The 14,015-nt window shown below is 67.7% G+C and carries 12 protein-coding genes; 2 read left to right on the top strand and 10 right to left on the bottom strand.

The genetic code is table 11. The features are described 5' to 3' along the window. Positions 1-42 precede the first annotated feature (42 nt). From CA951_RS00525 to CA951_RS00510, 4 genes are all read right to left on the bottom strand, one after another. On the bottom strand, positions 43-1,521 hold the full coding sequence (locus CA951_RS00525; protein WP_179220065.1) for an Hsp70 family protein: 1,479 nt from the start codon (positions 1,519-1,521) through the stop codon (positions 43-45). Positions 1,522-1,753: 232 nt separating this feature from the next. Further along, positions 1,754-2,455 (bottom strand): dienelactone hydrolase family protein, encoded by a 702-nt coding sequence (locus tag CA951_RS00520; RefSeq protein ID WP_087554985.1) that lies wholly within the window; start codon positions 2,453-2,455, stop codon positions 1,754-1,756. Positions 2,456-2,466: 11 nt separating this feature from the next. Beyond that, positions 2,467-2,760, bottom strand: a complete 294-nt coding sequence (locus CA951_RS00515) for a putative quinol monooxygenase (RefSeq protein WP_072942817.1) — start codon at positions 2,758-2,760, stop codon at positions 2,467-2,469. 61 nt (positions 2,761-2,821) lie between these two features. Next, entirely contained in the window at positions 2,822-3,319 is a 498-nt protein-coding gene (locus CA951_RS00510) for a hypothetical protein (RefSeq protein ID WP_087554984.1), read from the bottom strand. 31 nt (positions 3,320-3,350) lie between these two features. On the opposite strand from CA951_RS00510, the gene CA951_RS00505 reads away from it, so the two are divergent. Further along, the gene (locus tag CA951_RS00505; protein WP_087554983.1) at positions 3,351-4,259 is read left to right on the top strand and encodes an SDR family NAD(P)-dependent oxidoreductase; all 909 of its coding nucleotides are present in this window, start codon (positions 3,351-3,353) and stop codon (positions 4,257-4,259) included. Between the two features lie 9 nt (positions 4,260-4,268). Here CA951_RS00505 and CA951_RS00500 read toward each other — a convergent pair whose 3' ends face one another. After that, the gene (locus CA951_RS00500; protein ID WP_087554982.1) at positions 4,269-5,108 is read right to left on the bottom strand and encodes an SDR family oxidoreductase; all 840 of its coding nucleotides are present in this window, start codon (positions 5,106-5,108) and stop codon (positions 4,269-4,271) included. Between the two features lies 1 nt (position 5,109). After that, complete coding sequence (locus CA951_RS00495; RefSeq protein WP_087555310.1) at positions 5,110-5,553, bottom strand: SRPBCC family protein; 444 nt, start codon at positions 5,551-5,553, stop codon at positions 5,110-5,112. Between the two features lie 116 nt (positions 5,554-5,669). Here CA951_RS00495 and CA951_RS00490 point away from each other — a divergent pair, with 116 nt between their 5' ends. Continuing rightward, positions 5,670-6,335: a TetR/AcrR family transcriptional regulator gene (locus CA951_RS00490; protein ID WP_087554981.1), complete on the top strand. Its 666-nt coding sequence runs from the start codon at positions 5,670-5,672 to the stop codon at positions 6,333-6,335. 32 nt (positions 6,336-6,367) lie between these two features. Here CA951_RS00490 and CA951_RS00485 read toward each other — a convergent pair whose 3' ends face one another. The 4 genes from CA951_RS00485 to gltB all read right to left on the bottom strand — a co-directional run bounded on the left by CA951_RS00485 (position 6,368) and on the right by gltB (position 13,978). Further along, positions 6,368-6,817 (bottom strand): thioesterase family protein, encoded by a 450-nt coding sequence (locus CA951_RS00485; RefSeq protein ID WP_083395677.1) that lies wholly within the window; start codon positions 6,815-6,817, stop codon positions 6,368-6,370. Positions 6,818-6,839: 22 nt separating this feature from the next. Then, positions 6,840-7,754, bottom strand: coding sequence for a cutinase family protein (locus CA951_RS00480; protein WP_087554980.1), 915 nt, complete (start codon positions 7,752-7,754; stop codon positions 6,840-6,842). Positions 7,755-7,935: 181 nt separating this feature from the next. After that, positions 7,936-9,387 carry a glutamate synthase subunit beta gene (locus CA951_RS00475; protein ID WP_087554979.1) on the bottom strand — a complete coding sequence of 484 codons (1,452 nt, stop codon included), beginning with the start codon at positions 9,385-9,387 and terminating at the stop codon, positions 7,936-7,938. Beyond that, a complete protein-coding gene (gltB, locus tag CA951_RS00470; protein ID WP_087554978.1) occupies positions 9,380-13,978 on the bottom strand; it encodes a glutamate synthase large subunit in 4,599 nt (1,532 codons plus the stop codon). The genes CA951_RS00475 and gltB overlap by 8 nt, the downstream gene beginning before the upstream one ends. Positions 13,979-14,015: the final 37 nt, after the last annotated feature.

Raw genomic sequence — 14,015 nt, 5'->3', positions numbered from 1 at the left:
GGCGTGTCGGGGCCTCGCGACGACACCCTTCGTTATAGCGGCTCAGAGCCCGGGAATCCGCGGCAATTCCGGCATCGGAAGTGGTGCGGGCGGCGGAATCGTCGGCATCTGGAATTGCGGCAGACCCGGGATGAGCGGCGCGGGTTCCGTCGTGGTCGGCGGAACCGACGTATCGGACGGCGCGACGCTCTGCGTCTCGGGGGCGACCGGCGCCTGCGTCGGACTCTGCGCCCGTGTCTGCGGCTGGTATCTGCTGCGCACCTCGGTCTGCGGCGGGATCACCGGCTGCTCGTCGACGACCGACGGAGCCGCCTCCACCGGCGGCGGCACCTCCGCGGTCGTCGTGGGTTGCGACGGTGCTGCCTGTTGCGCGGCGGGCGCCTCCGTTGTCGCCTGCGTGGCGGCCGGCTGCGCCTCCTCCTCCGAGCCCTGCAGAAGGTCGGTGCCGAAGCCGAGTCCGAGACCGACCGCGGCGACCACGGCCACGACACCGCCCGCGAGGACGAGACCCCGACGCTTCCGGGCCGGTGCGATCACCTCGTCCGAGTCCGAGTCCGGGTACGACGAGTGCCACAGGGCCTGCGTCTCGGGCTCCAGCTCAGGTTCCGGTTCCAGCTCCGGTGCGTGCTGCAGCTCCGGCCGGGGCAGGGGTGCCACGAACTCGTCGAATGTCGGGAGCGCCAGCAGGGCCGCACCCTCCGCCGCCACCAATTCGGGCTGCGCGGGGACGATCACGGGAAGGTCGAGCCAGGACTCGATCACCGACGCGACCATGGGAATGTGCGCGCCGCCGCCGATCAGCACCGCGGCGTCGGGTGCGCGTCCCGAGCGGCGGATGACCTCGCGGGTGAGGCGCGCCGACGTCTCGACGGGACCCACGATGAGCGAATCGAAGGTGTCCTGCGACAGGAGCAGCAGACCGCCCTCGCCCGGCATGCACACCGCGCCGTTACTGGACAGCTGCTCTTTCGCGTCGCGGCACCGCGCGGCGAGCGCGAAGGCGGCCGCAGCGTCGGCGGGGTGCGCGAAGCGGTTCAGTTCGAGTTGGTTGTCACAGATCAGCCGGTCGACGAGGTCGCCGCTGATCTGATCCGAGCGTGCACGGCTCAGCACCATGCCGGAGTCGCGGTCCAGGACGGTGACCGTGAGACCCGAACTGCCGAGGTCGTAGAACACGAGCGTCGAGTGGTCGCCGAGTTCTCCGGACATCTCCAGCATCTGCAGCGCGGCGGTGACTTCGGGGACCAGTTGGAAGTTGCCGATCTGCAGCCGCGCCATCGCGGCCTGCATGGCACCTGCCTGCGCGTCGTCCTGGTACGCGACGCCGATGGCCTCCACCTCGTCGGCCTCGTCCCGTTCGGCGAGTACCGTCCCGATGGATTCGGCGGCCAGTTCCGCCGGCAGTTCGAGTGTTGCGGTCACCGACCGTGATTGGAAGGTCGGGGTTTCGAGGCTCACGGCGTCGTGGCACGCGAAGCGCACCGCGCTGGCGCCGACGGATACACCGAGAACTGAAGTCATGCCGCCGACTATAACGGTTCGATTACGGGTCTCGCGCATGAAGGAGACCGGACGCCACGTCAGACGGGTTTTCGACGTACTCCTGTGACGCACATCGTATTAACGGCGAGCCGTCGACGTCGAAACCTGCGGAAATGCGACACAAGAAACACGGCGAAGGCAACACGCCGTGACCTGTCTTGCTCGTGGACGAATGTTGCGTCGCCGTACACCCGAGGGGATTCGGCCGCGGTCAGTCGGTGGCGGCTGCGCGTGTGCCGTCGACATGGGTGCCGAACCACTGCAACGTTCGCGCCCATCCGTCCCGGGCGGCCGCCTCGTTGTACACGGCGGGCCGGTCGTCGCAGTGGAAGCCGTGTTCTGCCTCGGGGTAGCGGACGATCTCGGTGTCGACCGGAGCGTGGGTGAGCGTGGTGCGCAGTTCCTCGACCTCCTCGGCCGGGATCCCCTTGTCGCGGTCGCCGAACAGGCCCAGCCACGGTGTCCGGAGCCGACTCGCGGCATCGAGTTGCGTCGGATACCCGAACCGCGCCTTCGCGATGCCGCCGCCGTAGAAACTCGCCGCCGCGCCCAGGTCGAGGCGGGTCGCCGTGTGGAACGCGACGGTCCCGCCCATGCAGAATCCGACGATCGCCGTGTTCCGCGGTGCGATCGAGGCCGCCGACAGAGCCGCGACGGCCCCGTCGACGTCCTCGTCGATGTGCTCCGCCGTGAGCTCACCGATCAGCGACATCGCCGACTTCATGTCGTCGTAGGCCAGCACCGGATCCCCGTTCCGGTGGAACAGGTGCGGGGCGACGGTGTGATACCCGGCCGCGGCGAAACGACGGCAGACGTCGACGATGTGGTCGGTGACGCCGAACGCCTCCTGGATGACGACGACGCCGCCGCGGGCCGGACCTTCGGGGGCGATGACGGTGAGTGGTGTGGTCACGAACTACGACTCTAGGAAACCGGCTTCAGCGGGTGGATACCCGGTGCCCCGGCGAGGTGCTCGCCGAACTTCCCGAGCGCGGCCTGGAAGTGCGGCGACTGCATGTGCGCGTCGAGCGCCTCCTGGCCGGTCCACACCTCCACGGTGACGAAGGTTCCCGCGACCGCGGCTGATTCGAAGACCTCGTACGAGATGCAGCCCTCTTCCTTGCGGCTTTCCGCGGCCAGCGCGGACAGTCCGCCGCCGACAATGTCCTCGGAGCCGGGCTTGGCAGGAATGGTCGCTACGACATGCAGATCGGACATCGACTCCCTTTCGTGAACGCCACCTCGTGTGGCCCGTCTCACGTAAGCACAGTTGGGTCGGCTAGGAAACCCGAAGTCGCGTCAAATAATCGGCGACCTTCGGTTCGTCCCAGCCGTGCGCCTCGCGGAGACCGTCCGCGATGGTCGCGAGATAGGCGGGCGCCGGCGCGTTCCTGGCGACGACGTCGCCGCGGGCACGGGTCGTGAACGTGCGCATGGGAACGCCGTTGCGGGATCCGAGTGCGACCAGGCGGTCGTAGCAGGCGGGTTCCTGCGCGTGAATGTCCTCGAACTGTTCCCGCGTGACCAGGAAGGCGCGGGCCGCGACGGTGCCGGGCGCGTCGGGGTCATAGAAGGCGCGGCCGCCGCCCCAGATCCGCGACTCTCCCGCGAAGAACACCGTGCCGGGTATCACCACCGGCATCGACGCCCGAGGAGCGCGCGCATCTCGGGCGCCCGCGTGCACGAGGTTGCCCCCTGCCGGGCGACCACCGCGCAGGTAGCAGGTCAGACGCGTCGCAGCCATGTTCGATCCATAGCTGACGTACCAGATCAGCACACAACCGACCGTACTCGGACAAGATGGTCACATGAGTCTTCTCGGCGAAGTCAGGGGCTGGCGCAGCGGTGCACGGAAGCATCACCGCCTGCGGGATCTCGACGGCACTCTCGTCGTCGTCACCGGCGGTGGCAGCGGGATCGGGCGCGAGACCGCGCTCGCGTTCGCGTCCGAGGGTGCAGTGGTGGTGGTCGCCGACCGCGATCTCGAATCCGCGCAGCAGACCTCCGATCTCATCAACTCCGCGCAGATGAAGGGCGGCGGCGCCGTCGCCATCTTCGGCGGGGGCTCCCACGCCTATCAGGTGGACGTCGCGGTGGAGGACGAGGTGCAGCGCTTCGCGGAGAAGGTGCAGGCCGAGCACGGCACCCCCGACGTCGTGATCAACAACGCCGGAATCGGATATTCGGGCACGTTCACGCAGACCCCGCAGAAGGACTTCGAGCGGGTGATGGACGTGAATTTCTGGGGAGTCGTCTACGGTTCCCGCGCGTTCGCCGAGCAGATGATCGAACGCGGAACCGGCGGGCACATCGTGAACCTGTCGTCCGCCGCGGCATTCACGCCGCAGAAGCGACTGACCGCGTACGCGACGAGCAAGGCGGCAGTGTTCATGCTGTCGGACTGTCTCCGAGCGGAACTGGTGAATCACGGCATCGGCGTCAGCGCCATCTGCCCGGGAGTCGTCCACACCAACATCATCCAGTCCACCGACTTCGCAGGCGCCACCCCGGAGGAGCAGGCGAAGATGCGGGACCGGACCGACAAGCTCTACCGCAAACGCGGTTTCACCCCGGACCGGGTGGCGACCCAGATCGTCAAGGCCGTCAAGTCCAACAAGGCCGTCGTCCCCGTCACGCCCGAAGCCAAGTTCGGGCGCGCGCTGAGCCGCCTCACCCCGGGCAGCATGCGGCTCGGCGCCCGCCTCGACCTCGGCTGATCCGCGACGTCAGGCGGTGGGCACCTGCACCCGGCCGGTGTAGGCGTCCATGCTGTGATAGACGCCGAGCCGATCGGCCAGACGGTCCCAGACACGCACCGGCAGAACGGCTTTCGCGACCCTCGACAGGTACAACGACCGCGGCAGCATCAGCAGCGGTGTGCCCTGTCGCATCGCCCGCCACGACCGGGCGGTGACGTCTTCCGGGCTCAGGATCGGGGCGAACATCGGGTTTTTCACGCCGTCGAACATGCCGGTGGAGATGTAGCTCGGGCACACCGTCGTGACCTTGACGTGCCCGTGACCGGCCTGGACCAGTTCGAGTCGCAGCGAATCGCTCCACCCCAGGACAGCCCATTTCGACGCCGCGTACACGGCCATTCTCGGTGTTGCCACGGTCCCGGCGGCCGAGGCGATGTTCACGATCCGGCACTCCCGGCGTGGGTCCTCGATCATGGCGGGCAGGAACTCGTTGGTGACGTACATCGGCGCGAGCGTGTTGACGTCCATCACGAACTTCGTGTCCGACTCGTGGTCGTGGTCCCAGAAGTACTTGCCGCGCACCACTCCGGCGTTGTTGACGAGCACGTCGGGACGGCCGACCGTACCGCGGACCTCGGCGGCAGCCGTGCGGACGGATTCGAGGTCGGCGACGTCGACGACCTGCGCGCTGACGGCGCACCCGGATTCGCGCAGTTCCTGCGCGGTGCGCTCGAGCCCGTCGGCGTCGATGTCCCACAACACCACCGCGGCGGCCCGGTCTGCGGCGGCGAGCCGGGCGAAGAGCCGTCCCATCCCCATCGCCGCCCCGGTGATCAGGACCGTCCTGCCCGCTGCCGAGAATCCCACGTCATGCTCTCCTTCGGTCGAGACCGGCCGGGTCGGCGGGCTCGTAGTAGAGGGTTTCGATCCGGTCCTTCAACACGACCTGCGCGCGACGCAGCGCCTGCCACACCACCGGTGCGGCGACCCCGCCGAGCACTCTCCCGGCCGGCCTGCCGGGAGAGTGGTAGCGGAAGTCGACGGTAAGTTCCGTTTCGTCCGCGTTGAGGGCGGCGAATGTCCAGACCGATCCGTGCACGCCGTGATCGGCCTCGACGACGAGGCGACGACCCGGATCCGACGCGGTGATCCGGCCGCGGGACGGCAGCGTCACCGGGCCGAGCACGGTCTCCGCGTCACCGAGGTACTCGAATGCCATCGGGGGCGGGACGACGATCACCGTGGTGGTGCGCAACCCGATCATCGAACGCGCGGACCGGCGGGGGTCGGACAGGCAGAGCTGAATGGACAAGGCGGTGTTCCCAACGTGTCGGCGTCCGAGCTGCAGAGTGTGTGGTACATCGATGTACCGCATATTGGTGACGCTATACGGAAACACCGCAGCAGGGAAGACTACGATTCGATTCGATGACGAACCCCCAGCAAGACGCCGGTGACGGGCGCGCTGTCCGTTGGCGCGGCCAACGCGAGAAGCGGCGCTCGGAGTTCGTCGAACGGGCACTCGTCGCCATCGCCGAAGAAGGTCCCGACGTGTCGGTCGCGACGATGGCCGTCTACGCCGAGGTCGCGCGCACCCGCATCTACCGGCACTTCGAAGACAGCACCGACCTCAGGAACGCCGTCGCCCGGCGGGTCGCCGCGATGATGCTCCTCGAATACGCGCCCGTGATCACCACTGACGGCGCGCCGCACGCCATCCTCACCCGCGCCGCCCGCACCCACCTCGAGTGGGTCACCGAACACGCCAACCTGTACCGCTACCTGATGTCGTTCTCCCCCGCCGCCGAAGAGGTGCGGCGGGCGATCACCACCGCCGTCGCCGACATGCTCCGCCCCTATTTGGATGCGCTCGGCACCCCGGCCACCGCGACACCTCTGGCCAACGCGCTGATCGGGATGGTCGAGTCGGTGGCGCTGGACTGGATCGAACGACCGGGCGGCACCGACGTCGGCGCGCTGACCGAGCAATTGGCCGCGTGGGCGTGGGCGCTGGTCGACACCACCATGCGCGGCCGCGGCGTCGTCCTCGATCCCCACCTTCCCCTACCGGCCCCCGGCGACCTCCGCACGTGAGTGGGAAAGCGTCCCGGAACACGCTTTGCCGCTCACGTACGGGACCAGCGGGCCAGGTACTCGCGCTCGGTGGGAGTGATGCGGCGTAGCCGCTGGGCGTCGACATCCGCGACAGCCATCTGCGTGGTGGCGGTTACGGCCGGCGGATCGGTGATCGGGGTGCGCGCACCCCGGACCTCGTAGCCGATGGTGAAGTCGACGGCCCGGTGCTTCGCGATCCACATCGTGACCCGCAGCGGGCTGTCGGAATGCCGCAACTGTCCCCGGTACCGCACGTGGATGTCGGCGATGAACGCGCTCGTGATGAGCGACGAATTCTCGCTGCCCTCGCTGAGCAGCCAGTCGATCCGGGCCTCTTCGAGCAACGTCACCATCCGCGCATGGTTGATGTGCTGAAAGGCGTCCATGTCGGACCACCGGACGGTCACGAAGGCGTCGTAGCCGACGACGGCGGCAGGGGAGTCGGTCACGATGGACATCATCCCCTGCCGCCGTCGGCGGAACTCACGCGATGTCGCGCAACCAGTTCTTCAGCCACGTGGTGGCCGGCGTACCCGAACCGTCGACCGCGTAGCTGGTGTAGTCCTGGTGGGCCTGCGACTTGTAGAACTGCTCCAGCTCGTCGATGCGCTTCTCGTTGTGCTGCTCGTCCAGCTGAGCCATCAGCGCGGGCACACCGCCGACCGCGAGGATGTCGTTCCAGATCGCGAGCGCTTCCTGCTGGTACCGGCCGAACAGGTTCGGCGTCGGATCCGACGTCTGCGCGAGGAACCCGGCGAGCCGCGTCACGAAGTCTTCCTTCGGTGTGGAGCAGTACAGGTCGCCGTACGCGCAGAAGGTGCGCGTGTTCTGGCTGACCCAGCCGAAGCCGCCGATGCGGGGACCACCGGCACCGCTGCCTGCGACGGCGGGGCCGACGAGGGCGTCGGTCGGCGACCGCCGCGGATCGGAGACGAGTCCGACGGCCGCGATCTTGTCGGCGGGGACGACGCCGAGGCCGGTGCCGATCTCCGAGGCGAGATCACCTGCGGCGTCGGCGCCCTGGCTGTAGCCGATGATCGACAGCTTGGTGTCGGGGCACTGCTGCGCCATCGACGACAACATGCCCTTGGCGTTGGTGACCGCCTGCGCCTTCGAGCGCCCGTACACCTCGGACTCCCACGGGAAGGCCGTGGCGGCGTACGTGACGTAGTCGGTGCGGATCGACGACGGCAGACCGTTCGTCACCGCGGACAGCAGACCCGGCGTCGGCCGGACGTTGTCCTTGGTGGACGTTTCCCACGTCCCCGGAATCGCGACCACGTACAGGCTCGGGCAGGGGTCCGCGTTCGCTACCGCGCTCGTACCCACCACCCCCGACGCCACCGGGATGGCCGCGGCCGCGGCCACTGCGGTCAAGAATGCGATAACCCGTCTCATTGCCATGGCATCAACCTGTTCTCCCCTTCGTCGTCCAGCAGACGGGATGCTGCCAGGACGACGTGACCTAAAGATGCACGATCGGTAAATGAACGTTACCGACCGAACGTGACCCCCGCACGATAAACCGACACCCCGGTAGGAAAACCTACCGGGGTGCGGGTTGAACTGGCGGTTACAGCTACCGCTGCGGGGCGGTGGTGGTCTCGATCGGAGACGGCAGCGCCGTCTTGCCTTCGAGGTACGCATCGACCGCGGCGGCCGCGGAACGACCCTCGGCGATGGCCCACACGATGAGCGACTGTCCGCGTCCCATGTCACCGGCCACGAAGACGCCGTCGACGTTGGTGGCCCACTTCGCGGAGCGGGCGACGTTGCCGCGCTCGTTGAGGTCGACGCCGAGATCGGTGAGCAGGCCCGGCTTCTCGGGTCCGACGAAGCCCATCGCCAGCAGCACGAGGTCGGCCTCGAGCTCGAAGTCCGAGCCCTCGACCTTCTCGAAGCGACCCGACTTCATCTCGACCTCGTGGGCCTTCAGCGCGGTCACCTTGCCGTCGGCACCGACGAACCGTTCCGTGTTCACGGAGAAGAGGCGTTCGCCGCCTTCCTCGTGAGCGGACGCGACGCGGTACATCAACGGGTACGTCGGCCACGGGGTGTGCTCGGCCCGGGTCTCGGGCGGTCGCGGCATGATCTCGAACTGGTAAACGCTCTCGGCACCTTGACGGTGCGAGGTGCCCAGGCAGTCCGCGCCGGTGTCGCCGCCACCGATGATGACGACCTTCTTGCCCTCCGCGGTGATCGTCGGCTGCTCCAGGTCGCCGAGCTGCACGCGGTTGGCGATCGGCAGGAATTCCATCGCCTGGTGGATGCCGTCCAGCTCGCGGCCGGGGATCGGCAGGTCGCGGGCCTCGGTCGCACCGCCGGCCAGGACCACGGCGTCGAACTGCTCGCGCAGTGCGTCCGCGGTGATGTCGACACCCACGTTGACACCCGTCTTGAAGACGGTGCCCTCGGAGTTCATCTGGTCGAGACGGCGGTCGATGTGCCGCTTCTCCATCTTGAACTCGGGGATCCCGTACCGCAGGAGCCCGCCTATGCGATCGGCCCGCTCGAACACGGTGACCATGTGCCCGGCGCGCGTCAGCTGCTGCGCTGCAGCGAGCCCCGCGGGTCCGGAACCGACGACGGCGACCTTCTTGCCCGTCGAACGCGTCGGGTGCACCGGCTTGACCCAGCCCTCGTCGAAGGCGCGGTCGATGAGCTCGACCTCGACCTGCTTGATGGTGACGGGGTCCTGGTTGATGCCCAGGACGCACGACGCCTCACAGGGTGCGGGGCACAGCCGCCCGGTGAACTCCGGGAAGTTGTTGGTCGCGTGCAGACGCTCGATGCCGTCGTGCCACCGGTCCTTGTACACCAGGTCGTTCCACTCGGGAATCAGGTTCCCCAGCGGACAACCGTTGTGGCAGAACGGGATACCGCAGTCCATGCACCGGCTGGCCTGAGTCTTCAGGGTGTCCGACGAGAACTCCTCGTAGACCTCGTTCCAGTCGAGCAGACGCAACGGCACCGGCCTGCGAACCGGAAGTTCGCGTGACGTGTGCTTCAGGAAGCCGCTTGGATCACCCACGAGCTGCCTCCATCACTGCCTCGTCCACGTTCTTTCCATCCTTCTTCGCGGCCTCGATGGCCAAGAGCACCTTCTTGTAATCGCGGGGCATGACCTTCGCGAAATGATTGACCTGCTGCGACCAGTCGGAGAGGATGCGCGCGGCAACCTCGGAGCCCGTCTCGTCGCGGTGACGCTCGATCGCGGACTTGAGCCAGGTGAAGTCGTCACCCGTCAGGTCCTCGAGATCCACCAGTTCGGTGTTGAGGTTGTCCTCGAACATCTTGTCCGGGTTGTAGACGTACGCGACGCCACCGGACATGCCGGCACCGAAGTTGCGTCCCGTCGCACCGAGGATCACGACCTTTCCGCCGGTCATGTACTCGCAACCGTGGTCGCCGACACCTTCGACGACGGCGGTGGCACCGGAGTTGCGGACCGCGAATCGCTCGCCCACGACACCGCGGAGCAGAGCCTCACCGCTCGTGGCACCGAACAGGATCACGTTGCCGCCGATGATGTTGTCCTCGGCGACGAACCCGGGAGCGGTCTCCAGCGGCGGGCGCACCACGAGGCGTCCACCGGACAGGCCCTTGCCGACGAAGTCGTTGGCATCGCCGTGCAGGCGCAGGGTCATGCCCTTGGGGACGAACGCACCGAAGCTGTTACCGGCCGAACCGGTGAACGTGATGTCGATCGTGTTGTCCGGCAGTCCGTCGCCGCCGTACGCCTTCGTCACCTCGTGGCCGAGCATGGTGCCGACCGTCCGGTTGACGTTGGTGATCGGCGACTCGAACGTGACCTTCTCGCCCTTGTCGAGAGCGTTGCGGCTCTGGACGATCAGCTGCTGGTCGAGCGCCTTGTCGAGGCCGTGGTCCTGGGTGCCCGTGCAGTACAGGTCCTGGTCCATGAACGCCGACTCGGTCTCGTGCAGGATCGGCGACAGGTCGAGGTTGCCGGCCTTGCTGCCCTTCCAGTGCTCGAGCGCCTTCGTGGTGTCGAGGGCGTCGACCTGGCCGACGGCCTCGTCGAGGGTGCGGAAGCCGAGCTCCGCGAGAAGCTCGCGCACCTCTTCGGCGATGAAGAGGAAGAAGTTCTCCACGAACTCCGGCTTGCCGTTGAACCGCTTGCGCAGCACCGGGTTCTGCGTCGCGACACCCACGGGGCAGGTGTCGAGGTGGCAGACCCGCATCATGATGCAGCCCGACACCACCAGCGGCGCGGTAGCGAAACCGAACTCCTCGCCACCGAGCAGCGCGGCGACCATGACGTCGCGGCCCGTCTTGAGCTGGCCGTCGACCTGCACGACGATGCGGTCGCGCAGACCGTTGAGCAGCAGCGTCTGCTGGGTCTCGGCGAGGCCGAGTTCCCACGGGGCGCCCGCGTGCTTCATCGACGTCAGCGGGGTGGCACCGGTGCCACCGTCGTGACCGGAGATCAGCACGACGTCCGCGTGTGCCTTCGACACACCCGCGGCGACGGTGCCGACACCGACCTCGGACACCAGCTTCACGTGGATCCGGGCCTGCGGGTTGGCGTTCTTCAGGTCGTGGATCAGCTGCGCGAGATCCTCGATCGAATAGATGTCGTGGTGCGGCGGCGGCGAGATCAGCCCGACGCCGGGCGTGGAGTGCCGGACCTCGGCCACCCACGGGTACACCTTGTGCGCGGGCAGCTGGCCGCCCTCACCGGGCTTCGCTCCCTGCGCCATCTTGATCTGGATGTCGGTGCAGTTGGTCAGGTAGTGCGACGTGACACCGAAGCGTCCCGACGCGACCTGCTTGATCGCGGACCGGCGCCAGTCACCGTTCTCGTCCGGCGTGAAGCGGGCAGGGTTCTCGCCGCCCTCACCGGAGTTGGAACGGCCGCCGAGGCGGTTCATGGCGATGGCGAGAGTCTCGTGCGCCTCGGCGGAGATGGAGCCGTAGCTCATCGCACCGGTCGAGAAGCGCTTGACGATCTCGGTGGCGGGCTCGACCTCGTCCAGCGGGACGGGCTCGCGCACGCCCTTCTTGAACTCGAACAGGCCACGCAGCGCAGCGAGGCGCTCGGACTGGTCGTCGACCAGCTTCGTGTACTCCTTGAACACCTCGTACTGCCCGGTGCGCGTGGAGTGCTGCAGCTTGAACACCGTGTCCGGGTTGAACAGGTGGTATTCGCCCTCACGACGCCACTGGTACTCGCCGCCCACCTCGAGCTCGCGGTGCGCGCGCTCCTCGGGACGGTCCAGGTACGCGTTGGCGTGGCGGACCGCGACGTCGGCGGCGATCTGGTCGAGGCCGATGCCGCCGAGACTCGAGTTGAGACCGGTGAAGTACTCGTCGACCAGGTCCTGCGACAGGCCGATGACCTGGAACAGCTGGGCACCGGTGTAAGACGCCAGGGTGGAGATGCCCATCTTGGACATCACCTTGAGCACACCCTTGCCCGCGGCCTTGATGTAGTTCTGGATGGCCTTGTCGAGAGAGACGCCCTGCAACTCGTTGTTGCGGACGGCCTCGTCGACGGTCTCGAACGCCATGTACGGGTTGACCGCCGCAGCACCGAAGCCGATGAGGAGCGCCATGTGGTGCACCTCGCGGGCGTCGCCGGCCTCGACGATGAGACCGACCTTGGTGCGGGTCTTCTCGCGCACCAGGTGGTGGTGCACGGCCGACGTCAGCAGCAGCGACGGGATGGGCGCGTACGTCTCGTTCGACTCACGGTCGGACAGGACGACGAGGCGCGCACCGCCGGCGATGGCCTCCGACACCTGGTAGCGGACGTCGTCGAGGGCCTTGCGCAGACCCGCTCCGCCCTCGGCCACCGGGTACAGACCGCGGACGATGACGCTGCGGAAGTTCGGGAATTCACCGTCGTCGTTGACGTGAATGAGCTTCGACAGGTCGTCGTTGTGCAGGATCGGCTGCGGCAGGAAGATCTGCCGGCAGGATTCCGCGGTGGGGTGCAGCAGGTCGTGCTCGGGGCCGATGGTGCCGCCGAGGCTGGTGACGACCTCCTCGCGGATGGCGTCGAGCGGCGGGTTAGTGACCTGCGCGAACAGCTGCGAGAAGTAGTCGAACAGCATCCGCGACCGCGAAGACAGCACGGCGATCGGGGTGTCGGTACCCATGGAGCCGAGAGCCTCGGCACCGGAGATCGCCATCGGCTTGACGAGGAGGTTGACCTCTTCGTTGGTGTACCCGAACATCTGCTGACGCAGAACGACGCGCTCGTGCGACATGTAGGTGTACGGGCGGTCCGGCAGGTCGTTCATGTGGGTCAGACCCTGGTCGAGCCACTCCTGGTACGGGTGCTCGGCGGCCAGTTCCGACTTGATCTCGTCGTCGCTGATGATGCGGCCCTCGGCGGTGTCGACGAGGAACATGCGGCCGGGCTGCAGCCGGATCTTCCTCACGACGGTGGCCGGGTCGATCGGCAGGACGCCGACCTCGGAGGCCATGACGACGAGGCCGTCGTCGGTCACCCAGAGCCGGGAGGGGCGCAGGCCGTTGCGGTCCAGGACGGCGCCGATGACGGTGCCGTCGGTGAAGCACACCGACGCCGGTCCGTCCCACGGCTCCATGAGCGACGAGTGGTACTGGTAGAACGCCCGGCGTGCGGGGTCCATGCTCTCGTGCCGCTCCCAGGCTTCCGGGATCATCATCAGCACGGCGTGCGGCAGGCTGCGGCCACCGAGGTGCAGCATCTCCAGCACCTCGTCGAAGCGCGCGGTGTCGCTGGCGCCGTTCGTACAGACCGGGAAGATCTTCTCGAGCTGCTCGCGACCTCCGAAGATGTCGCTGTCGATGAGCGCCTCACGGGCACGCATCCAGTTCTCGTTGCCGGTGACGGTGTTGATCTCACCGTTGTGGGCCACCCGCCGGAACGGGTGGGCCAGCGGCCACGACGGGAACGTGTTGGTGGAGAAGCGCGAGTGCACGAGGCCGAGGGCCGACTCGACGCGCTCGTCCTGCAGGTCCAGGTAGAAACCCTTGAGCTGCGGGGTGGTGAGCATGCCCTTGTAGACGAACGTCTGGCTCGACAGGCTCGGGAAGTACACGGTCTCGCGACCGGGACCGTCCTTGCCTGCGCCTTCGCTGCCCAGTTCGTGCTCGGTGCGCTTACGGACGACGTAGGCGCGGCGCTCGAGATCGAGTCCGGTGAGGGCGTCGTTCTCGCTGCCGATGAAGATCTGCCGGAACGTCGGCATGGCGTCGCGGGCCAGGGCGCCGAGCGACGAGTCGTCGGTCGCGACCTCACGCCAGCCGAGGACCTTCAGGCCCTCGCTCTCGACGATCTTCTCGACGGCGTCGGCGGCGCGCTGCGCGTCGGCCTTGCTCTGCGGCAGGAAGGCGATGCCGGTGGCATACGTGCCTTCCGCGGGCAGCGGAAAGTCGACCACGGCGCGGAAGAACTTGTCCGGGACCTGGAGGAGGATGCCGGCGCCGTCACCCGTGTTGGGTTCGGAGCCCGCGGCACCACGGTGCTCGAGGTTCACCAGCGCGGTGATCGCCTTTTCGACGATGTCCCTGCTGCGGCGGCCCTTCATGTCCACGACGAATGCGACACCACAGGAGTCGTGCTCGTTCGACGGGTGATACAGCCCCTGGGGGCCTGGAAGTTGCTTCATACCTAGCCTTCGTATGCCAAAAGATGCACCGACGACC

It is taken from the genome of Rhodococcus sp. NCIMB 12038 (assembly GCF_002165735.1).
Taxonomy (GTDB): domain Bacteria; phylum Actinomycetota; class Actinomycetes; order Mycobacteriales; family Mycobacteriaceae; genus Rhodococcus_F.
Note: the sequence above shows the minus strand (reverse complement) of the source record. Positions and strands in the feature narration are given on the sequence as shown.

Bases quoted from the DNA above. Each gene is read 5' to 3' on its own strand.
- gltB (WP_087554978.1), bottom strand. From the start codon at position 13,978: ATGAAGCAACTTCCAGGCCCCCAGGGGCTGTATCACCCGTCGAACGAG.
- CA951_RS00480 (WP_087554980.1), bottom strand. From the start codon at position 7,754: ATGAGACGGGTTATCGCATTCTTGACCGCAGTGGCCGCGGCCGCGGCC.
- CA951_RS00525 (WP_179220065.1), bottom strand. From the start codon at position 1,521: ATGACTTCAGTTCTCGGTGTATCCGTCGGCGCCAGCGCGGTGCGCTTC.
- CA951_RS00485 (WP_083395677.1), bottom strand. From the start codon at position 6,817: ATGATGTCCATCGTGACCGACTCCCCTGCCGCCGTCGTCGGCTACGAC.
- CA951_RS00515 (WP_072942817.1), bottom strand. From the start codon at position 2,760: ATGTCCGATCTGCATGTCGTAGCGACCATTCCTGCCAAGCCCGGCTCC.
- CA951_RS00505 (WP_087554983.1), top strand. From the start codon at position 3,351: ATGAGTCTTCTCGGCGAAGTCAGGGGCTGGCGCAGCGGTGCACGGAAG.
- CA951_RS00490 (WP_087554981.1), top strand. From the start codon at position 5,670: ATGACGAACCCCCAGCAAGACGCCGGTGACGGGCGCGCTGTCCGTTGG.